Consider the following 21,168-nt stretch of genomic DNA (forward strand, 5'->3'; position numbering starts at 1 on the left):
GGCGCATTTCTGTCATGTTGTGTGGGTGTTATTTTAAGGCCGCAGGTTACTCATAACCTTACAAGACCTGTGGTTTTTACTTCAAGGACACCCTATGAAAACCTCTCTGTTCAAAAGTCTTTATTTTCAGGTCCTGACAGCAATCGCCATTGGTATTCTCCTTGGCCATTACTATCCTGAACTGGGCGCACAAATGAAACCGCTTGGCGACGCGTTCGTTAAGCTCATTAAGATGATCATCGCTCCTGTCATTTTCTGTACTGTCGTGACGGGCATCGCAGGCATGGAAAGCATGAAAGCGGTGGGCCGTACCGGCGCGGTCGCGCTGCTTTACTTTGAAATTGTCAGTACGATTGCGCTGATTATCGGTCTTATCATCGTCAACGTTGTGCAACCTGGCGCCGGGATGAACGTCGATCCGGCAACGCTGGATGCGCAGGCGGTGGCCGTTTATGCCGCACAAGCCAAGGAGCAGGGCATTATTGCCTTCCTGATGGATGTCATACCGGGCAGCGTGATCGGCGCGTTTGCCAGCGGCAACATTCTGCAGGTCTTACTGTTTGCGGTGTTGTTTGGTTTTGCGCTGCACCGTTTGGGCAGCAAAGGCCAGCTCATTTTCAATGTGATTGAGAGTTTTTCGCAGGTCATTTTCGGCATCATCAATATGATCATGCGCCTGGCGCCGATTGGCGCATTCGGCGCGATGGCCTTCACCATCGGTAAATACGGCGTCGGTTCTCTGGTGCAACTGGGGCAGCTCATTATCTGCTTCTATATCACCTGTATTCTCTTCGTGGTGGTGGTGCTGGGGACGATTGCACGGGTAACGGGCTTTAGCATTTTTAAATTTATTCGCTATATCCGGGAAGAATTACTCATTGTGCTCGGCACCTCCTCTTCCGAGTCAGCGTTGCCGCGTATGCTCGATAAGATGGAAAAACTGGGGTGCCGTAAGTCGGTGGTGGGGCTGGTGATCCCGACGGGGTATTCGTTCAACCTCGATGGCACCTCTATCTACCTGACGATGGCGGCGGTGTTTATCGCCCAGGCGACCAACAGCCATATGGATATCTTCCACCAGATAACGCTGCTGGTCGTGCTGCTGCTCTCGTCAAAAGGCGCTGCGGGCGTGACCGGAAGCGGCTTTATCGTGCTGGCGGCCACTATCTCCGCCGTAGGCCATTTACCGGTTGCGGGACTGGCGTTAATCCTCGGTATCGACCGCTTTATGTCCGAAGCGCGCGCGCTGACTAACCTGGTGGGTAACGGCGTGGCGACGGTGGTGGTTGCCAAATGGGTGAAAGAGTTAGATCACCAAAAGCTGGACGATGTGCTTAATAATCGTGCGCCGGATGGCAAAACGCACGAAATTTCCTCCTAATCTCGCCACTTATGCCCGTAGTCCCTTCCAGGACTGCGGGTGTTTGCGCATAATTGACCCCTGCGCCCAAAGCATACAGCATGATGCTTAGGGATTATTTCACTTCTTCCGTGACATTTTTAGGTTCTCGCGGTCTAACACGAAGTGTTTTTACGTCATATTCAGGCATCCCTGCCGGGGCTGTCTTTTTATTACCAGGATTGTTGATCAGGGGTTCACATGCAGGGCACAAAAATTCGACTCTTAGCGGGCAGTCTGTTGATGTTGGCCTCTGCCGGCTATGTGCAGGCAGATGCGCTCCAGCCCGATCCGGCATGGCAACAGGGGACGCTGGCTAATGGGTTACAGTGGCAAGTGTTGGCTACGCCTCAGCGCCCCAGCGATCGTATTGAAGTTCGTCTACAGGTTAATACCGGTTCGCTCACCGAAAGTACGCAACAGAGCGGGTTCAGCCATGCGATTCCCCGTATCGCGCTGACGCAAAGCGGTGGTCTGGATGCCGTACAGGCACGTTCTTTATGGCAGCAAGGGTTTGATCCGAAACGTCCCATGCCGCCCGTTATTGTTTCTTATGATTCCACGCTCTATAACCTCAGTTTACCCAATAACCGTAACGATCTGCTGAAAGAAGCGCTGACCTATCTGGCTAACGTCTCCGGTAAATTAACCATTACGCCAGAGACGGTGAATCATGCGTTAAGCAGCGAAGATATGGTTGCGACGTGGCCAGCAGATACTAAAGAGGGCTGGTGGCGTTATCGGCTGAAAGGGTCGGCGTTATTGGGGCACGATCCCGCGGAACCGTTAAAGCAGCCGGTAGACGCAGCCAAAATTCAGGCTTTCTATGAAAAATGGTACACCCCGGATGCCATGACGCTGATTGTTGTCGGCAACATTGATGCGCGCTCCGTCGCCGAGCAGATCAATAAAACGTTCGGTACGCTGAAAGGTAAACGCGAAACGCCCGCCCCGGTGCCGACGCTTTCGCCGCTGCGGGCGGAATCAGTGAGCATTATGACCGATGCGGTGCGCCAGGATCGTCTCTCCATTATGTGGGATACGCCGTGGCAACCGATTCGCGAGTCGGCGGCGCTGTTGCGCTACTGGCAGGCGGATCTGGCGCGCGAAGCGCTGTTCTGGCATATCCAGCAAGAGCTTACTAAAAATAACGCGAAAGATATTGGTCTGGGGTTTGACTGCCGGGTTCTGTTTCTGCGCGCGCAGTGCGCCATCAACATTGAATCACCTAATGATAAGCTCAATACCAATTTGAGCCTGGTGGCGAATGAACTGGCGAAAGTACGCGACAAAGGTTTGTCGGAAGAGGAGTTTACTGCGCTGGTGGCGCAGAAAAATCTCGAATTGCAAAAGCTGTTCGCGACCTACGCGCGTACCGATACTGACATTTTGACTGGACAGCGAATGCGCTCGCTGCAGAATCAAGTGGTGGATATCGCGCCGGAGCAGTATCAGAAGCTGCGCCAGAATTTCCTCAACAGCCTGACCGTCGATATGCTCAATCAGAATCTACGTCAGCAGCTATCGCAGGAGATGGCATTAATTTTGCTGCAACCGCAAGGCGAGCCGGAATTTAATATGAAGGCGTTAAAGGCGACGTGGGATGAAATCATGGTCCCGACTACTGCCGCCGCTGTTGAAGCAGATGAGGCGCATCCGGAAGTGACGGAGACACCGGCGGCACAGTAAGCTGCCGCCTGCCGGCCCGGTAAGCGCAGCGCCACCGGGCAAGAGCGAATGACTTACTGCGGCATCGCGTCGTGCGGAATAATGGCCCCACGGTACTGAATCACCGTGCTGGCCGTCAGGTGTCCGCGCTTCGCGGCATCCGTCGCGCTGCCGCCCGTCAAACGAACGGCCAGATAACCGGCGCTGAAGGAGTCGCCTGCGGCAGTGGTGTCTATCACTTTCTCTTTCGGCAGTTTGACTGCCGGAACGTCAATGAGCGCCTCGCCCTGAATCGAGACCAGGCAAGAGTCCGCCCCGCGTTTTACCACCACTTCCTGCACGCCTGCCGCATGGGTGCGGGCAATGACCTCTTCCACGGGTTGCTGACCCCATAGCGCGTCTTCATCGTCCAGTGTCAGGAAGGCGATATCAGTACATTCCAGCATCTTTTGATAGACCTGCTGCGTTTCTTCGCGACTTGTCCATAAACGCGGGCGATAGTTATTATCAAAAATGACTTTCCCGCCGTTGGCCCGACATTCACGCAATAAAGACAGCAGCTTATCACGGCTGGTCGGGCTTAAAATCGCGAGGCTAATGCCGCTCAGGTAGAGATAATCGAAGGTCGCCAGCGCCTTGCAGATAGCCACTGACTGCTCGCTCTCCAGCCAGAATTTCGCTGCCGCTTCGTTACGCCAGTAGTAGAAGGTACGCTCGCCAGTGTCATCGGTTTCGATGTAATAGAGGCCTGGCAGGCGATTTTCCATCCGCTGCGTTAGCGAGGTATCCACATTTTCATGCTGCCACGCCTCCAGCATCTGTTGGCTGAAACTGTCGGTACCCAGCGCCGTCACATAGTGAACGGCCAGAGCGGCAGAATCGACCTGACGGGCAATATAAACGGAGGTATTCAGCGTGTCGCCGCCGAAGCCGCGCTGAACATCAGCGCCTTTCTGCGACAGCTCAATCATGCATTCGCCAATCACGGCAATCTTTTTAGACATAGTCGTGAACCTGATCTGTAAAAATTAGCGTTAGTGTGCGCTGTGGATGTTTAGTGGTCAATAATATTAAAACATCGGTCCATTATTTTTTTGAGCAAGTGCGTATTTTTGACAAGTTTCGGGGTCTGTTTTTATTTTGCCAGGGACCGAGGGTAAAGTTCTCTGCCTGAACGCCGATAACCTTTGACGAGTCCGGACAGTCACACTCCCATTAACAGGACAACTGAGATGATAAAGCAGGTTATCCAGCAGCTACGCGTTCCTGATGCAGGTATAGAGAATTTGCAGGAACGGCGCTATTGGCTGCAATGCGAGCGTGCCTATACTTACCAGCCGATATACCAGACGGATGGCCGTCTGATGGCGGTTGAACTTCTCACTGTCGTCACCCATCCTGATAACCCTTCCAGACGTATTGCCCCGGATCGTTATTTCGCGGAGTTAGCGGTTCGACACCGCATTGACGTAGTGAAAGAACAACTTCATCAGCTTGAACAAAAAGCGGATTTTTTCACTCGCCATCACTTATTGGCATCGGTCAATGTTGACGGCCCTACGCTGATTGCCATGCGACGACAGCCGGACATTCTGGCAGCGATGGAGCGCTTACCCTGGCTGCGTTTCGAACTGGTGGAACATATTCGTTTGCCGAAAGACTCCTCTTTCGCCTCGATGTGTGAGTTCGGCCCGCTGTGGCTGGATGATTTTGGTACAGGCATGGCCAATTTTTCAGCGCTGAGCGAAGTGCGTTATGACTACATTAAAGTGGCGCGCGAGCTATTCGTCATGCTGCGTCAGTCCGCGGAGGGGCGCAACCTGTTCATTCTGCTGCTGCAACTGATGAACCGCTACTGCCGCGGCGTTATTGTCGAGGGCGTGGAGACGCTGGAAGAGTGGCGTGATGTGCAGCGTTCGCCCGCCTTTGCCGCCCAGGGCTATTTTCTTTCTCGACCCGTGCCGCTGATATCGCTCGAAGAGGTGATTCTGACCCTGTAACGCCAGACTGTTCCCGTAATACGTGGTATTACGAGGCGCGGTCATCCTCCTTTTTCGTCTGGCTGAACTATCTTTAGGACAGGCAAGGGAAGAAGTGAGGAAATAACACATGACTAAAGCAGGCAAAATAACCGCCGCCATCACAGGGACTTTCTTGTTGTTGATCGCCATAGTGATTTTGTTGATCGCAACATTTGACTGGAACCGCCTCAAACCGACCATCAACCAGAAAGTCTCTACCGAATTGAACCGGCCTTTCGCTATTCGCGGCGATTTAGGCGTGGTGTGGGAACGCCAAAAACAGGAGACCGGCTGGCGGAGCTGGGTACCGTGGCCGCATGTTCACGCGGAAGACGTCATTCTCGGCAATCCGCCGGATATTCCGGAAGTCACGATGGTGCATCTGCCACGCGTTGAGGCGACGCTTGCTCCGCTGGCGCTCCTGACCAAAACCGTCTGGCTGCCGTGGATCAAACTGGTGAAACCCGACGCGCGTCTTATTCGCCTGTCTGAGAAAACCAATAACTGGACCTTTAACCTCGCGCAAGACAAGAATACGGACCCCAATGCTAAACCTTCCGCCTGGTCCTTCCGGCTGGATAATATTCTCTTCGACCAGGGGCGAATCGCGATCGATGATAAGGTCAGTAAAGCGGATATCACTATTCTGGTCGATCCGTTAGGCAAACCGTTGCCGTTCAGCGAAGTGACGGGAACGAAAGGCAAAGCAGACAAATCCACCGTGGGCGACTATGTCTTCGGCCTGAAGGCGCAGGGGCGTTATAACGGGGAACCGTTGACCGGTACGGGCAAAATAGGCGGTATGCTGGCGCTACGCAGCGAAAGTACGCCTTTTCCTGTGCAGGCCGATTTCCGCTCTGGCAATACGCGGGTGGCTTTTAGCGGCGTGGTGAACGAGCCGATGAAAATGGGCGGCGTCGATCTGCGGCTTAAATTCTCTGGCGATTCACTGGGCGATTTATATGATTTAACCGGCGTGCTGCTGCCGGATACGCCGCCGTTTGAGACCGATGGGCGACTGGTGGCGAAAATTGACGCCGAAAAGTCATCAGTATTTGATTATCGCGGTTTTAACGGGCGCATTGGCGACAGTGATATCCACGGCTCCCTCACTTATACCACCGGTAAACCGCGCCCTAAACTGGAAGGCGATGTCGAATCGCGCCAGTTACGACTGGCCGATCTTGGGCCGCTGATTGGCGTGGATTCCGGGAAAGACGCTGAGCAGTCGAAACGGTCTGAACAGCGCAAAGGCGAGAAGAATGTTCAGCCGGCGGATAAAGTGTTGCCTTACGATCGCTTTGAAACCGACAAATGGGACGTCATGGACGCCGATGTCCGGTTTAAAGGCCGACGTATTGAGCATGGCGGCAGTCTACCGATTAGCGATCTTTCGACCCATATCATCCTGAAAAACGCCGACTTACGTCTACAGCCGCTGAAGTTTGGTCTGGCAGGCGGCAGTATTGTCTCCAACATCCATCTGGAAGGGGATAAAAAGCCAATGCAGGGGCGGGCGGATATACAGGCGCGTCGGCTGAAGCTTAAAGAACTGATGCCGGATGTGGAGCTGATGCAGAAAACGCTGGGCGAGCTGAACGGCGATGCGGATATTCGCGGGACGGGCAACTCGGTCGCCGCGCTGCTTGGCAACAGTAACGGCAATCTGAAGTTATTGATGAATGATGGATTGATTAGCCGCAACCTGATGGAAATCGTGGGGCTGAACGTCGGCAACTATATTGTCGGGCAGATTTTTGGCGATGACGAAGTGCGGGTTAACTGCGCGGCGGCGAATCTCAATATTACGAACGGTGTGGCGCGACCGCAAATTTTTGCTTTTGATACAGAAAATGCGTTGATTAACGTGACCGGTACGGCGAGCTTCGCCTCTGAACAGCTCGATTTAACCATTGATCCGGAAAGTAAGGGGATTCGTATTATTACGCTGCGATCGCCGCTGTACGTGCGTGGGACATTTAAAAATCCGCAGGCGGGCGTCAAGCCCGGCCCGCTGATTGCGCGCGGCGCGGTTGCGGCAGCGCTGGCGACGTTGGTAACGCCCGCCGCCGCGCTATTGGCGCTCATTTCGCCCTCTGAAGGCGAAGCCAATCAGTGCCGGACGATTTTAACGCAGATGAAGCAGTAACGTGAAACGTAGCGCCGGATGATGCCATCCGGCGCCCTATTACAACGCCTGATGACGCGTCTCATGGGTTAACAGCAGTGCAATCAGCGTCAGCGCCGCCATTGACGCCAGGTAAACCCCTACCGCCGCCAGCCCGTAGTGGCTTTGCAGCCATGCGGCAATATACGGCGCGACGGAAGCGCCCAGAATCGATGACACATTGTAGGAAAACGATGCGCCGGTATAGCGCACTTCCGTCGGAAATAGCTCCGGCAGCAGCGCTCCCATTGGGCCGAAGGTCAGCCCCATCAGGCTCAGGCCTAACAACAGGAACACGAATACCAGCGCTGGATTGCCTGAACCCAGCAGCGGGGTAAAGGCGAACAACGCGAAGAGAATGATGAGCGTGGTAATGATGACCATGCTTTTCCGACGGCCAAATGCGTCCGCCAGCAGGCCGGCGACGGGCACCATCACGCCAAAACCAATCACCGCCATCATCAGCATCCACAGTATTTCATTGCGCGGCAAGCCAAGCCCCACCGGCGCGGCGGCAGTGCTGTAAGTCATGGAATAGACGGTCATGATATAGAACAGCGTGTAGGTCGCCAGCATGATAAACGTGCCGAGAATGGTTACGCGGACATGCTTCGTCAGCAACGTGCCCAGCGGTATTTTTACCTGTTTTTTCGCTGCGGCGACTTTCGCAAACACCGGCGTTTCATGCAGCGACACGCGCACATACAGGCCGATAATCACCAGCACCGCCGAGAAGATAAACGGCACGCGCCAGCCCCAGCTCATAAACTGCTCGTCGGTCAGCAGCCAGGAGAGCAACAGGAAGGTGCCATTGGCAAAAAAGAAGCCGATCGGCGCGCCCAACTGCGGGAAGGAGCCATACAGCGCGCGTTTGCGCGGCGGCGCATTCTCCGTCGCTAATAACGCTGCGCCGCCCCATTCGCCGCCCAGCCCCAGTCCCTGACCGAAACGCGCCAGCGCCAGCAGCAGCGGCGCGAAAATACCTATCGTCGCGTAGCCCGGTAACAGACCGATAATGACCGTGGAGATCCCCATCGTCAGCAGCGAAGCCACCAGCGTGACTTTGCGGCCTACCCGGTCGCCGAAGTGACCGAATAGCGCAGAGCCAATCGGACGCGCCACAAACGCGATAGCGAAGGTGGCGAGCGATTGTAGCGTTGCCGCAGTGGGATCGCCCTGGGGGAAGAAGATAAGGGGGAACACGATCACCGCTGCGGTGGCGTAAATATAGAAGTCGAAGAACTCAATCGCGGTGCCGATAAGCGAGGCAATAACGACTTTATTGCGTGAGTTTACCGGAACATGTTCCTGCTCATGGTCGAGTGTTGTGGCGGTTGCTTGCATACTATTTTCTTATTTTTAGCGAACGAATAGCCATATTACGCACAGCAAAAGTTATATTTCAATGTGTAACAAAAGCTAAAAATGGTCAAAAAAAGCGCAAAAAGGGGATAATGTTTAAGCCAGCCATTTTGCGTCTATGAAATGCTTCACATAATTTTAGAATTGGTGGATAAAACTGGTTTCTGGTTAAATAAAAGTTAATTACTGGATTTATATGCTGAAACAATGAGATGAGGCGGAAGGACGTGCCTGATTGTACCGCCGGGTACGCTTTACATGCCCGGCCTGGGTCTACACATCAGTAGGCCGAATGACGACGCCGTGCGCGCCATTCGGCAGCAAGCCGCAGACTAGCGCTGCGTTTTACCCGGCATTCGCGGGTCGTCCTTGTATTCGGCGGTGGCTATCCAGGCCGCGCAGAATAACGTCAGACGGGCAAAAAAGTAGAAGAAGGCCATCAGACCGAGTACGGAGCCAAACGCCGCGCCGGAAGGCGATTTCACCAGTGACGGCAGCGTATAGGTCATAATGATTTTAATCACCTCAAAACCGATAGCGGCGATAAATGTCCCGCGAATCAACGCTTTTTTACGGGGACGATGGCGAGGCAGTCGCCAGAAAATCCAGAAGAAAAGCAGATAGTTGGCAAAAATAGAGATGGCCAGACCGATCAAATGCCAGGCCGGTTTTAACCATTCGATGCTGTCGAGATACAAGGCGGAGATGATCATCTGCTGGGCGGAACCGGCGATGGAAGTAATGGACAGCGTAATGATTAAAGCGATTAATAATCCAATCAGCGAGATAAAATCGCGCAGATATTTGAGCCAGATTTTCTCCTGATCCTGTGGCTTGCGCTCCCAGACGTCCCGTGACTGGGCGCGAATCGCTTCCCGCAGGTTGCCCATCCAGTTAACGCCGGAATAGAGCGCGATACCCAGTCCGACCAGCCCTACCGTGGTACGCTGTTGAACCGCCGTATTAATCGTATTTTTAAGCGTGGACGCCAGCGTAGGATCGCTCACATTCATCAATATCTTGCTGAAAATATCTTCCAGTAGATTAGGGTGCGAGGCGAGGATAAAACCTGCCGCGGCAAAGGACACCATCATTATCGGGATCATCGACAGAAACGAAAAGTAGGTGATAGCCGCGCCAAACTGATTACCCAGTCGATCGTTAAAACGTTCGGTCGCGCGAATGAGGTGGGCCACCATCGGTTGACGCTGAATTTTTTGCACCAGGGAGGTGACGGAATGCAACGCCTGATTTGCCTTTTCGTTTTTTTCCGGGGCGTCATGCGGCTGCGTTTCTATTTTTTGTATCGGGTCGTGCTCCAGTTCCTGAATAGGGCGTTTTACGTCATTTTCCTGCGTCATCAGGTCGGTAGTCCTTCATCATTAATAGAATATGTCAGTATAGCTTCTCCCCGGTGGATGCTGAAAATGCGGCTACTCTGCGGCCTCTTTAATGGTTTCCGTCAGCCATACCATAAACAGGTGTACCCGGCGGGAAAGATTACGGCGATGGGGATAATGCAGCGTCACCGGCAGTGGAGCGGCGCGATATTGCGGTAAAATTTCAATGAGCGTTCCGGCGCGTAACGCCTCCCGTACAGCAATGCGCGGCGTCTGAATGATTCCTAATCCTGCCAGACAGGCCGTATGCCAGGTCTCTGTACTGTTTACCGTTAGCATTCCGCCGGTTTTTACCCACTGCATACCGTGGGGAGTTTCAAAGGCAAAACCCGGTGAAGAGACTCCCGGGGTCAATGAATAATGCACCATCGCATGTGAGGCGAGATCGTCAAGGTTTTCTGGATACCCAAAGCGCGCCAGGTATTGTGGGCTGGCGCAGTTCACTCTTCTCAGTTTGCCAAGCGGGCGCGTCAGTATCCCTGGCGCATGTAGCGGTTCTGTGCGCACCACGCAGTCGAAATCTTCCCGTAGTAAATCGACCTGTCGATCGCTACTACAAAGTTCCAGCGCAATGCCGGGATACTGATGCAAAAAAGTGGACAGGCGCGGCATGATGAGGCTGTTTGCGAGACATGGCGGTATATCTACCCGTATTTTGCCACTGATACTGGCGGGATCAGGCTGGAAAAGACCCTCCAGTTCATCCAGGTTACTCAACAGATCTTTTGCCCGTTCGTAGTAAACCATTCCGTCCTGAGTAAGCTGTACCCGCCGGGTGGTGCGGTGGAGCAGGCGGATGCCCAGTTGATGTTCTAACGCTTGTATTTGCCGTGAGACGCTGCCTTTGGGAAGGCCGATATCCTCTGCTGCGCGGGAAAAACTTTCCCGTTCCGCCACGCGTACAAACAATTTCATTGCATATATTTTATCCATCATCAGGCTCTATTATTGTTCTTATTGAAACAGTGACGCTGAAGCGGCTGGTTTTATTGATTTTCTAGCATCTAATAAGCCCTTTCGCAATCATTGCTCGCGTGACGAATACGTCTGATCGCGTTGCGCGGCGGATTTATCGCCTTCCGGCCAGGCATTTTAGCGCCAAAAAGCCGATAAACGGGACGAGAGCGGTAAAACACGCTGATAGCCGCGGGTGTAGTGGGAGAGAGAAATGTATGTACATACACGGTATTGTCATTGACCCATCGTCGCGGTTTTCAGGCGGATTGGCTATTTTTTAACAAAATGTGCTACTTTATTTTTTGTAACACATCAGGTGAAAAGCAGATATTTCCTTTGTGACGCGCCAGGCGTACTCTTCATTAAATTAATATTCAAATTAGCCTTGGCTGTTCGCGCTAATAAGATATTCCTTACTTTAAAAGGCTAATTTTAGCGAATTCTGTAATCCCGATGTTGAAGCTGTAAATATTCATAACCTTTCCCTTCCTCAACCAATGACTATCGGTAAAATGGCCTATACCAAATGGCGACTTCTTATTTTACCCTACGGGTAATACCCTTCCTCATCTTGAGACTATTATCTTACCCAGGTGGAGAAAAGTAATGCAGGTAATCATGTTTGACAGGCAGTCAATATTTATTCATGGAATGAAAATCAGTTTGCAGCAGCACATTCCAGGAATAAGTATCCAGAGTGTCGGTCAGGCAGAAGAACTCTGGCAAAAAATAGAAAGCGCGCCGGATGCGCTGGTCATGCTGGATAGCGGCCTGGATGCTGAATTTTGCCGCGAGGTGTTACAAAGAATCGCGCAGCAATTTCCGGAGGTGAAGATTATTATCACGGCGATGGATGGCAGTCAAAAGTGGCTGCATGAAGTCATGCAATTTAACGTTCAGGCCGTGGTGCCACGCGATTCTGATGCCGAAACCTTTGTCCTTGCGCTCAATGCTGTCGCTCGCGGGATGATGTTTTTACCGGGGGATTGGTTAAATTCAACGGAGCTGGAGTCCCGTGATATAAAAGCGTTAAGCGCCCGCCAGCGGGAAATTTTACAGATGCTTGCCGCAGGAGAATCAAATAAACAAATTGGGCGGGCGTTAAATATTAGTACCGGGACGGTTAAAGCGCATCTGGAGTCGCTTTACCGGCGGCTGGATGTAAAAAATCGTACCCAGGCCGCCATGATGTTAAATGAATCGAATTAACGACGTTAAATTCGCAGTCCGCTTATTTCTGGCTGTGAAATATCACCCGTATTGATTAATGATAAAAAACGCTGATGTCCGATGCTGAACATCAGCGCAATAAGCGTTTCGCGTTGAAACCGATCATTAAGTTCCGGCAAACAATTCTGTAGCAGCATATCGCAGCTATTGAGGTCATCCAGCAAGAATGCCTCCGCCTGGTCGGGCGTAATGAACGTCAGCGTCTCATCCGGCGTCAACATATGCCCGTAACCAATCACCCAGTTACCCTGCCGATCGCGATACTTTTCCAGCGACAGACCCTGCCACTGTTTAATAAACGCGACGCAGGCGGAGCTAAAGCGAGATGAAATGTGCGGCATGGCATCTTTCTCATAAAAAGCGCGATTATAAAGTGTGCTGCACGCGTGGCTAGCGGTCAGACGGCCAAACGCAGGCAGGGAAAAGGTCTATGCCGTTCAGCGTCACGCCGCGTTGACAGAATGAAAAACTGATGTTTTTGGTTAGTAACCGATCTTCTTATAAATTTGCAATCATTAAGATTAAGTCACTGAAATGTGGCTAAATCTGTTATATCTATGAAAAAACATAATTAAAAGAAAACGAAGATCTCGTCGCGGGATCGTCTTTTTAGGGAAGATAATGACGAATAGCGCTTCGCAGGCGACACGCGCGCCTTTTGAACATAGCCTGGGGATTATCCGCCAGGCATCAATAGAAATCCTGCTGCTGCTGGGTATTCATACCACAGAGGGAAAAGAGCCCCGGTGGTTCATGGAACAACTTGAGCAGGCGCGTCTTAACCTGGGCGGTTGGGGCGCGGTGGCGAAAAAATTGCGGATAAATGACGCGCAGTTGAGCCAGTTTATGCTGCAACTGCGTCACCTTCAGCAGCATGTTCCCCAGTATGACAGCGGGCAAGAGGTGAGCGAAAATCAACTCCTTGCCGCGTTGCGTTTTGTCACCTCGCTGGAACATCTACGTCAGCAGCAGCCGCTACTGACGTATCAAACTGAGCTGGAAGACCCCGACCAGGAGGCGCATCTTGAGGCGCAGCGTCAGCTTCGGGCGATAGAACTGACGTTAAAAGCGCTTATTGCGCGCGCATGGCCGGATCGGGCGTCGCTGAATCACTACCTCAAGCAACATTTTGGCCCGGACCGTTTGCGCCAGTGGTTAAAACAGGGAGAAGATCAACATGCGCTGGAGGGCATGTTGTTCAGCGAACTGGCGCTTATGGTGGTCGATAAAAAATTGTTTGCCCGTCATTACGTCAGAATTTTTAATGATGCCTCAGCGTTAACGCTGTTCGCCGAGTCGCGCACCACTCTGCGTATGTTTCTGGATGATTGTCGCCTCGCGCGAAACGAGGTTATCGCCAGGCAGCCGCTCACCTCAGCGCAGCTTATGCTGCTAAACGTTCAGTATCAGCAAATCGTTCGGCCCATCCAGCGCGCCTATGCCGAAAAACGTACTCGCGTGAATCCCGCTTCGTTTCTGCTGGCGGATGAACGTGAATTGCGCCAGTTCTGGGAAACCGCGCGGCTTAAAGATCGGCAGGCCGGGGGAGATAAGCATGAGATTAGCGAGAGCATAGAACCACCGCGTAAGCGGCCTCCGCGTACGCCTGAAGAGCGTGAGCAACTTATTTCCGGCGCTTTGTGGGGCGCGGTTGGCGTCATGACGCTGGCGATACTGGCGGGCGCGTTCTGGCTATTTAGTTCGCCGTCGCCAGGCTCCGATAACGGGCAAACTCCCGCAATGGAGCAGGATGAACCGCCGCGCGAGGCGCCTTCCGCGCGGGAAACGCTCAATCATATGGGGATTACCTGGGATGCGTTTACCATGCGGGCGGCGATAGAGCGCAATGATACGCGGGTGACGGCGCTATTCCTCCAGGGCGGAATGAACTGGCAGCTCGCGTGGACGGAGCAGGCGTTTGCGGCAGGACATACCGAGGTGCTGCAATTGTTGTTGCGTTATCCCGCGCTGATGGATGAGGTCAAACCCTGCCGACGATTTATCACAACGTTAAGTCATGACATGTCGAGCGGCGCGCCGCTGACCGCGATGCATAAAACCTATTTGCAAACGTTTTGCACCGTTCCGGCTGTTGTGACGCGCCAGCAGCACGATACGGAGCAGGCCCGACTGCGCGCTCAGGCCCGGCCCAGCGCAGACAATAAAAAATGGCTGAAAATTCAGTCAGCCATTTATGATGCGATTCACTGAGGCCGGAGCAGGTTAAGGCTCTCCGTAAAGGCCAATCAGGCGGCGCACCACGCCATTGGTCCAGCCGAACCCGTCCTGTAGCGGATACTCGCCCCCGCCGCCTTCGCGGGGCGTACCGCCGGAAATATGGTATTTCTCGATCAGTTTATGGTGCTCCTGATAAAAATGGTTCACCGTTTTTAACCAGTTATGGGCGATTTCATCGCCCAGCATATCGTCGCCATACCGTTTGAAGCCCTGGATCGCCATCCATTGCAGCGGTGCCCAGCCGTTCGGTTTATCCCACTGTTCGCCGGTTTCGTATTCGGTCGCCATAATCCCGCCGGGCGTTAGCAGACGGCTGCGTACCACATTTGCCAGACGGTCGGCCTGCTCATGGTTCGCCATACCGACATACAGCGGCACGATACTGGCAGCGGAAAAGAGCGCCATTTCTTCGCGTCGCCAGTCATAGTCCCGATAACAGCCGTTTTCATCATCCCACAGATAATGGTTCACGGCGGCGCGTCGATCGCTGGCTTTCTGGCGAAATAGCGCCTCGGTGTCACGTTCGCCTTTCAGCGCTGAAATATTGGCGATAGCGCTCTCCAGTTTATACAGAAAAGCGTTCAAATCGATAGGGATAAACTGGGTCGTACGTATGCTGGCAAGCCGGCCCGCATCGCGTAGCCAGCGTGAAGAATAGTCCCAGCCGGACGCCGCCCCGGCGCGCAAATCCCGGTAGACTTCATTGGGCGGACGACCGGAGTGTTTTGCGGTTTCGACATCTTCCAGCCAGGACTCGTCGCGCGGCGTGTCGCGATCGTCCCAGTAGCGGTTCAGCAGGGAACCGTCCGGCATCCGCACAACGTGGCGATAAGCCTGGTTGAGCGCCAGCGATTCGGCGCCGTCCATCCAGAAGGCGTATTCCATTTTGAGATGGTCGAGATAACGCCGCGCGCCGCGTACGCCATCTTCTTCGAACAGTTCAACCATCAGGGCGAAAACCGGCGGCTGCGAACGGCTCAGATAATAGGTCCGGTTGCCGTTGGGAATATGGCCATAGTTTTCAATCATCCAGGCGAAATTATCCGCCATACATTTAAGTAAATCTTCGCGCCCGCTTTCCGCCAGACCCAGCATGGTAAAATAAGAGTCCCAATAATAGGTTTCGCTAAAGCGGCCTCCCGGCACGATATAGGATTGCGGTAGCGCCAGCAGCGAAGACCACGGAATATGATCCTGCGGTTCGCGCGTCAGTATCGGCCAAAGCTGGTCAATATGTTCTTTGAGCGAGTTTTCGGGGTTAGAGACATACTCGCTGGATAAGGTTTCCGGTAGCCAGAAATGGTTCTCGACGAAGCGGCGTAAGTCAAAATCACGGTGGCGTCTGACCTTACGGTAGCGGATCAGGATATCAAGCGGGTCCATCTTCGGCGCGCAGTCCGGGAACGTTTTACTGTCTGGAAACAGTTTTGTTGACTGTACATGCTCGAACAGTTCGAGATACCGATCGGCAGGGGTCAGGGCGTCAGAGGCGGGAAGCCCCTCGATCATCTCCGGCTCCGGTTCCGCCTCGATCATTTCATCCAGCTTTAACTCGCACGGGTCTGTTTCATAAAGCAGATCGACATCAATAGTCAGATCTTCAGAAGGCGTGGGGTTTAATTTCTGGTTGAGCATAATGACAAGGACCTCCGGCTTGCGTCGTAAAAGATACGGGTGTTGCCCGGCTGTCTATTAAGCGTAGACATTCGCTTCGATACCTGAGTGGCAAAGTGTGCGATAGATCACATTTTGCAATTTGTCTCTCAAGAAAAACAATCTATAACTTACTGAATAGTATTGCGAAAATCCTATTTTCATGACGCCCGCCCCAGACCTAAAATCAGAACATTCGTTTCATAGCGGTATCACTACGTCACCGCATGGCGTGGATTCACAAGCAAAGGTAACGTAAATAGTTATAATACAAGCTATGGCACCATGATAATACAAATGGATACAAATGATCGAGCAACCCGACAGTAAAAGCGCCAAACCGCTTTATAAGCAGCTTGAAGCCGCCTTAAAAGAGGCCATTGCGCGTGGAGAGTATAAACCAGGCCAGCAGATCCCGACGGAAAATGAACTGAGCGCGCGCTGGCAGGTGAGCAGGGTCACGGTCCGTAAGGCGTTGGATGCGCTGACGCGTGAAAATTTGCTGACCCGTGTCTCCGGCAAAGGCACCTTTGTCTCTGGTGAGAAATTTCAGCGCAGTATGACCGGCATCATGAGTTTCAGCGAGTTATGCCAGTCCCAGGGACGTCGCCCGGGGTCACGCACCATCAAATCCGTTTTTGAATCGGTAGACGATGAGACAAAAGCGTTACTGAATATGAACGATGGCGAAAAAGCGGTCGTCATTGAACGTATCCGCTATGCCGACGATGTGGCGGTATCGCTGGAAACCGTACATCTTCCCCCACGTTTTGCGTTTTTGCTGGACGAAGATCTTAATAATCACTCTTTGTATGAATGCTTACGCGAGAAACACCACTTATGGTTTACCCACTCCCGTAAGATGATCGAACTGGTTTATGCCAGCTTTGAAGTCGCCCATTATCTTAGCGTCAACGAGGGTTATCCGCTGATCCTGATAAAAAGTGAAATGATTGATAACAAAGGAGAACTCTCCTGCGTTTCGCAACAGTTGATTGTCGGCGATAAAATACGGTTTACCGTATGATGTCAGCATTACGCTAACGAAGAGCAGGCTGAATCGGGATCCAGATCGCGGATCCCGATTTTTTTTGGTTTTCATCTTGATCAAATGTCTTTAAATGTCATATAAAAATAATAATACATTATGAGTCATTTATGGCGAATCCTCGCCTGTATCATTGATGGAACCAGAGGAAAGCATGATGGGTATGAAAGAGACAGTTAGCAATATTGTGACCAGCCAGGCAGAGAAAGGAGGCGTTAAACACGTCTATTACGTGGCGTGCGGCGGTTCTTATGCGGCGTTCTATCCGGCGAAAGCATTCTTAGAAAAAGAAGCGAAAGCGTTGACTGTCGGTCTGTATAACAGCGGAGAATTTATTAACAACCCGCCGGTAGCGCTGGGAGAAAATGCCGTTGTGGTTGTCGCCTCCCACAAAGGTAATACGCCAGAGACAATTAAAGCGGCTGAAATCGCCCGTCAGCACGGCGCGCCGGTCATTGGTTTAACCTGGATAATGGATTCACCGTTGGTGGCGCATTGCGACTATGTGGAAACGTACACGTTTGGCGACGGTAAAGATATTGCCGGAGAGAAAACGATGAAAGGCCTGCTGAGTGCGGTCGAACTGCTCCAGCAGACGGAAGGGTATGCGCACTACGACGATTTTCAGGATGGCGTCAGCAAAATCAACCGTATCGTCTGGCGCGCTTGCGAGCAGGTTGCGGAACGCGCGCAGGCGTTCGCGCAGGAATATAAAGACGATAAAGTCATTTACACCGTCGCCAGCGGCGCGGGCTATGGCGCAGCCTACCTGCAGAGCATCTGTATCTTTATGGAAATGCAATGGATACATTCCGCCTGTATTCATAGCGGTGAGTTTTTCCACGGGCCGTTTGAAATTACCGATGCGAATACGCCTTTCTTCTTCCAGTTTTCCGAGGGCAATACGCGGGCGGTGGATGAACGCGCGTTAAACTTCCTGAAAAAATATGGCCGCCGGATTGAAGTTGTCGATGCGAAAGAGCTGGGGCTATCGACCATTAAAACCACGGTTATTGATTACTTTAACCACTCTCTCTTTAATAACGTTTATCCCGTTTACAATCGGGCGTTAGCTGAGGCGCGCCAGCATCCGTTAACGACACGCCGCTATATGTGGAAAGTGGAATATTAATTACATCAGGATGGATAAAAAAGCAGGGACGCTTTTTATTGTAAAGACAAACAAGGAATAATGATGAGCATCAGCGTATTGGGTATTGGCGACAACGTTGTCGATAAATACCTGCATTCCGGCATCATGTACCCCGGCGGTAATGCATTAAATTTTGCTGTCTATGCGAAATTAGCAGACATCTCCAGCGCGTTTATGGGGGCGTTTGGCAATGACGACGCCGCGCAGCACGTACAGGATGTATTACACCAGCTACAGATAGACATCTCTCACAGCCGCCATTATACCGGCGAAAATGGGTATGCCTGTATCCGTCTCTCGCATGGCGATCGACAATTTGTCGCCAGCAACAAAAACGGCGTATTGCGGGAACATCCTTTTAGTCTGTCTGACGACGATCTTCGCTATATATCACAATTTACCTTAGTCCATTCCAGTATTAACGGCCACCTGGAATCGGAACTGGAGAAAATTAAACAACAAACCGTCTTACTCTCTTTTGATTTTTCCGGGCGCGGTACAGACGACTATTTTGAAAAGGTATGCCCGTGGGTAGATTATGGATTTGTCTCCTGTAGCGGGTTATCGCCAGATGAAATCAAAATAAAACTCAATAAACTTTATCGTTATGGCTGTCGGCATATTATTGCCACCTGCGGGCATGAAAAAGTTTATTATTTTTCCGGCGCGGATTATCTGGAGTGGCAACCTGCTTATATCGAACCTGTCGATACGCTGGGCGCAGGCGACGCCTTCTTAACCGGTTTTTTGCTTTCCATTTTGCAATCGGGTATGGCGGAACCCGATAAAGAAAGCGTGCTACGCGCCATGCGGCAGGACGGGAAATCGGCGGCGCAGGTATTATCTCATTACGGCGCATTTGGTTTTGGTAAACCGTTTGCACAATAGGTTACGTCCCTTAATGTAAAGCGACACTCACTCCAGATAACCCAGGAGGAAGTATGTTTTGGACGGAATTATGTTTTATCCTTGTGGCCCTGATGATAGGCGCCAGGATCGGCGGCGTATTTTTAGGGATGGTCGGCGGGTTAGGCGTCGGCGTGATGGTTTTTATTTTTGGCCTGACGCCTTCTACGCCACCGATTGATGTTATTCTGATTATTCTTTCTGTTGTCCTGGCGGCCGCTTCTTTACAGGCCTCCGGCGGGCTGGATTTACTGGTCAAACTGGCGGAAAAAATTCTGCGTCGCCACCCTCGTTACATTACGTTATTAGCGCCGTTTATCTGTTATATATTCACTTTTATGTCAGGAACGGGGCATGTCGTTTATAGCTTGTTACCGGTTATTTCTGAAGTCGCACGGGATTCTGGTATTCGACCGGAACGTCCTTTATCTATTTCCGTTATCGCATCGCAACAGGCGATCACCGCCAGTCCTATATCTGCCGCCATGGCGGCGATGATTGGTTTAATGGCGCCGTTGGGCGTCTCTATTTCAACCATTATGATGATTTGCGTGCCCGCCACGTTAATCGGCGTAGCGATGGGGGCAATAGCGACCTTTAATAAAGGAAAAGAGTTAAAAGACGATCCGGAATATCAACGTCGGCTTGCTGAAGGGTTAATTAAACCTGTGCAGAAAGAAAGTAAAAATACGGTGGTCACTTCGCGCGCCAAATTGTCGGTGGCGTTATTTCTGACCAGCGCGATCGTTATCGTTCTGTTAGGACTGATTCCGGCGCTGCGGCCCATGGTGGAAACAGCGAAAGGGCTACAACCGCTTTCGATGTCCGCCGCTATCCAGATTACGATGCTCTCTTTTGCCTGCCTGATTGTGTTGTTATGCCGACCGCAGGTCGATCAAATTATCAGCGGTACGGTATTTCGGGCGGGCGCGCTGGCGATTGTCTGCGCCTTCGGCCTGGCCTGGATGAGTGAGACGTTCGTGAATGGTCATATCGCGTTGATTAAGGCAGAAGTGCAAACTCTATTGCAACAGCATACCTGGCTTATCGCCATTATGATGTTTTTCGTGTCCGCTATGGTCAGCAGCCAGGCGGCAACGACGTTAATTCTGTTGCCGCTGGGGCTGGCGTTAGGGTTGCCCGCTTATGCATTAATCGGTTCCTGGCCTGCCGTTAACGGCTATTTCTTTATTCCGGTGGCGGGGCAGTGTCTGGCGGCGCTGGCGTTTGACGATACCGGTACGACGCGTATCGGCAAATATGTGCTTAACCATAGTTTTATGCGTCCCGGATTAGTTAACGTGATTGTCTCGGTCATTGTCGGGCTGTTAATAGGAAAAATGGTTCTGGCCTGATTGTTATTAAATTTTTTATAGCACACGTCACTTATTATTTTTAATTCAGAGGAAGAAAATGAAAATCAGAGTTTTCATGGCCACCGTGTTGCTGCTCATCAGCCACTGTGTATTTAGCACAACGTCACTACCGCATATTGTTATTCTCGCGACAGGCGGTACTATCGCCGGGACGGCAGCCAATAATACGCAAACCGCCGGATATAAATCCGGTGAACTTGGCGTGCAAACATTAATAAATGCCGTGCCGGAAATGAATAATATCGCTCGCGTTGACGGCGAGCAGGTGGCGAATATTGGTAGCGAAAATATGACCAGCGATATTATCCTGAAACTTTCACAGAAGGTGAATGCGTTATTGGCGCGGGATGATGTTGACGGTGTGGTCATTACTCATGGCACTGACACGCTCGATGAAACCGCCTACTTTCTTAGAGCCTATCCCATTAGGGCTATTTTACTTGCCATTTTGGTCCTGGGCAGTGCTCAAAATCCTCACGTACTACGTGTACGCTCCGGTTTTTGCGCGCTGTCCGTGTCCAAACTGGCTGCGCCAATAACGCCTACTGGGATAGGCTCTTAATTTGACCGTGAAAAGCGACAAACCGGTG

At 52.0% G+C, this 21,168-nt stretch carries 16 protein-coding genes and 1 pseudogene; 11 read left to right on the forward strand and 6 right to left on the reverse strand.

Translation table 11 applies throughout. The annotated features are described in order from the left end of the window. Window positions 1-94 precede the first annotated feature (94 nt). Entirely contained in the window at window positions 95-1,381 is a 1,287-nt protein-coding gene (gene dctA / locus QEN32_RS01155) for a C4-dicarboxylate transporter DctC (protein WP_000858228.1), read from the forward strand. 219 nt (window positions 1,382-1,600) lie between these two features. After that, the gene (locus tag QEN32_RS01160) at window positions 1,601-3,088 is read left to right on the forward strand and encodes a pitrilysin family protein (RefSeq protein WP_023233346.1); all 1,488 of its coding nucleotides are present in this window, start codon (window positions 1,601-1,603) and stop codon (window positions 3,086-3,088) included. 53 nt (window positions 3,089-3,141) lie between these two features. Here the strand turns inward: QEN32_RS01160 and QEN32_RS01165 are convergent, their stop codons facing one another. Next, window positions 3,142-4,071, reverse strand: a complete 930-nt coding sequence (locus QEN32_RS01165; protein ID WP_265322195.1) for a sugar kinase — start codon at window positions 4,069-4,071, stop codon at window positions 3,142-3,144. 228 nt (window positions 4,072-4,299) lie between these two features. Between QEN32_RS01165 and pdeH the strand changes: the two genes are divergently transcribed. Next, window positions 4,300-5,067, forward strand: coding sequence for a cyclic-guanylate-specific phosphodiesterase (gene pdeH / locus QEN32_RS01170; RefSeq protein ID WP_000595623.1), 768 nt, complete (start codon window positions 4,300-4,302; stop codon window positions 5,065-5,067). Window positions 5,068-5,176: 109 nt separating this feature from the next. After that, a complete protein-coding gene (locus QEN32_RS01175; protein WP_000158681.1) occupies window positions 5,177-7,237 on the forward strand; it encodes an AsmA family protein in 2,061 nt (686 codons plus the stop codon). 39 nt (window positions 7,238-7,276) lie between these two features. Here QEN32_RS01175 and QEN32_RS01180 read toward each other — a convergent pair whose 3' ends face one another. From QEN32_RS01180 to QEN32_RS01190, 3 genes are all read right to left on the reverse strand, one after another. Then, a complete protein-coding gene (locus tag QEN32_RS01180; protein WP_001148981.1) occupies window positions 7,277-8,599 on the reverse strand; it encodes an MFS transporter in 1,323 nt (440 codons plus the stop codon). A gap of 350 nt (window positions 8,600-8,949) precedes the next feature. Beyond that, window positions 8,950-9,978, reverse strand: a complete 1,029-nt coding sequence (yhjD, locus tag QEN32_RS01185; protein ID WP_000191230.1) for an inner membrane protein YhjD — start codon at window positions 9,976-9,978, stop codon at window positions 8,950-8,952. A 72-nt stretch (window positions 9,979-10,050) separates the two neighbouring features. After that, a complete protein-coding gene (locus tag QEN32_RS01190; protein WP_265322223.1) occupies window positions 10,051-10,950 on the reverse strand; it encodes a LysR family transcriptional regulator in 900 nt (299 codons plus the stop codon). Between the two features lie 630 nt (window positions 10,951-11,580). Between QEN32_RS01190 and QEN32_RS01195 the strand changes: the two genes are divergently transcribed. Further along, entirely contained in the window at window positions 11,581-12,183 is a 603-nt protein-coding gene (locus QEN32_RS01195) for a response regulator transcription factor (RefSeq protein WP_001196081.1), read from the forward strand. 5 nt (window positions 12,184-12,188) lie between these two features. On the opposite strand, the gene QEN32_RS01200 is transcribed toward QEN32_RS01195, so the two are convergent. Beyond that, entirely contained in the window at window positions 12,189-12,545 is a 357-nt protein-coding gene (locus tag QEN32_RS01200; protein ID WP_023216705.1) for a lysozyme, read from the reverse strand. A gap of 280 nt (window positions 12,546-12,825) precedes the next feature. Between QEN32_RS01200 and QEN32_RS01205 the strand changes: the two genes are divergently transcribed. Next, complete coding sequence (locus QEN32_RS01205) at window positions 12,826-14,415, forward strand: STY4199 family HEPN domain-containing protein (RefSeq protein WP_265322196.1); 1,590 nt, start codon at window positions 12,826-12,828, stop codon at window positions 14,413-14,415. 12 nt (window positions 14,416-14,427) lie between these two features. Here QEN32_RS01205 and QEN32_RS01210 read toward each other — a convergent pair whose 3' ends face one another. After that, window positions 14,428-16,077 carry an alpha,alpha-trehalase gene (locus QEN32_RS01210; protein ID WP_000934257.1) on the reverse strand — a complete coding sequence of 550 codons (1,650 nt, stop codon included), beginning with the start codon at window positions 16,075-16,077 and terminating at the stop codon, window positions 14,428-14,430. Window positions 16,078-16,402: 325 nt separating this feature from the next. On the opposite strand from QEN32_RS01210, the gene QEN32_RS01215 reads away from it, so the two are divergent. From QEN32_RS01215 to fraE, 5 genes and pseudogenes are all read left to right on the forward strand, one after another. Further along, entirely contained in the window at window positions 16,403-17,122 is a 720-nt protein-coding gene (locus tag QEN32_RS01215) for a GntR family transcriptional regulator (RefSeq protein ID WP_023224158.1), read from the forward strand. A 175-nt stretch (window positions 17,123-17,297) separates the two neighbouring features. Next, window positions 17,298-18,275 carry a 6-phosphofructose-aspartate deglycase gene (gene fraB, locus QEN32_RS01220; protein WP_010989080.1) on the forward strand — a complete coding sequence of 326 codons (978 nt, stop codon included), beginning with the start codon at window positions 17,298-17,300 and terminating at the stop codon, window positions 18,273-18,275. A 63-nt stretch (window positions 18,276-18,338) separates the two neighbouring features. Further along, window positions 18,339-19,184, forward strand: a complete 846-nt coding sequence (gene fraD, locus QEN32_RS01225) for a fructose-aspartate kinase (protein WP_265322224.1) — start codon at window positions 18,339-18,341, stop codon at window positions 19,182-19,184. A 53-nt stretch (window positions 19,185-19,237) separates the two neighbouring features. Continuing rightward, window positions 19,238-20,557: an anaerobic C4-dicarboxylate transporter family protein gene (locus QEN32_RS01230; protein WP_265322197.1), complete on the forward strand. Its 1,320-nt coding sequence runs from the start codon at window positions 19,238-19,240 to the stop codon at window positions 20,555-20,557. Window positions 20,558-20,615: 58 nt separating this feature from the next. Beyond that, window positions 20,616-20,990, forward strand: a pseudogene (gene fraE / locus QEN32_RS01235) (fructose-asparagine asparaginase); the annotation flags it as partial. Window positions 20,991-21,168: the final 178 nt, after the last annotated feature.

The sequence above is a fragment of the Salmonella sp. SA14318 genome (genome assembly GCF_029866905.1).
In the GTDB taxonomy this organism is placed as follows: Bacteria; Pseudomonadota; Gammaproteobacteria; order Enterobacterales; family Enterobacteriaceae; genus Salmonella; species Salmonella enterica.